At 65.9% G+C, this 742-nt stretch carries 1 protein-coding gene; it reads right to left on the bottom strand.

Annotated features, from left to right (window positions below; all coding sequences use genetic code 11):
- Positions 1–181 precede the first annotated feature (181 nt).
- Positions 182–655 carry a hypothetical protein gene (locus K678_RS17390; RefSeq protein WP_021133800.1) on the bottom strand — a complete coding sequence of 158 codons (474 nt, stop codon included), beginning with the start codon at positions 653–655 and terminating at the stop codon, positions 182–184.
- Positions 656–742 lie beyond the last annotated feature (87 nt).

Here is a 742-nt window from a genome sequence, read left to right as displayed (position 1 = left end):
GTAACCGACCAGCGAGAGGCCGATCAGGGCACCGCCGATCGCGACCAGACTGGTGATCAGCGACTTGACCCCTTCCTCGGCCGGTTTGATCCAGTCGGCATCGGCGGCAAAAGCGGGCGCGGCAGCCAGCAGCGCAACCGCGAACAGCGAACGGGCAATCAATTTGGTCATGGCAAAAATCCTATCGAACGATGGAAAACAGGATCGTCAGGGCCAGGGCGCACCCGGCCAGACTGAGGGCGGTCAAAAGGACGGTGACGCGGCGATGGCTCCGCAAAGCGCGGCGGAGATCGTCCATCGCCAATGCCTGTCGCTCGACCAGGGCGAAGGCCTGATCGAGCGAGGCTTTGACCGTCTTGTCTTTGAGGCTGGCCAGCACGGTTTCGACCGCGTCGGCGCAGGCCGAGCCGGTGGTGCCGAGAATCGCGGCGATGGCGGCGTCGTGACGGCGCAGCATCGCCTCGTAATCGCGCAGGAAGCCCTGATGCAGCGTCACCAGCATCAACAGCGGATCGTCGCTGCCGATCGCGACGCCGTGCTCGCGCACCAGCATCGCCCGGGCCTCGTCGAGGCTCATCGCCGGGACCGGCGGCGGGGTGTCCCCCGCCGCCAGCAGCTCGCCCGTCTCGGGATCGAAGATCGGATCGTCGCTCATAGCCGAGCCCGATCCATCTGGGCATCGAGCTTGCGCCACATCATCTTGAGGCGCTGGCGTTCCATGATCGTGGTGTCGGGGCTGGTA

It is taken from the genome of Magnetospirillum fulvum MGU-K5 (genome assembly GCF_000442515.1).
GTDB classification, from domain to species: Bacteria; Pseudomonadota; Alphaproteobacteria; order Rhodospirillales; family Magnetospirillaceae; genus Phaeospirillum; species Phaeospirillum fulvum_B.
This window is presented reverse-complemented; position numbering and strand designations above follow the sequence as displayed.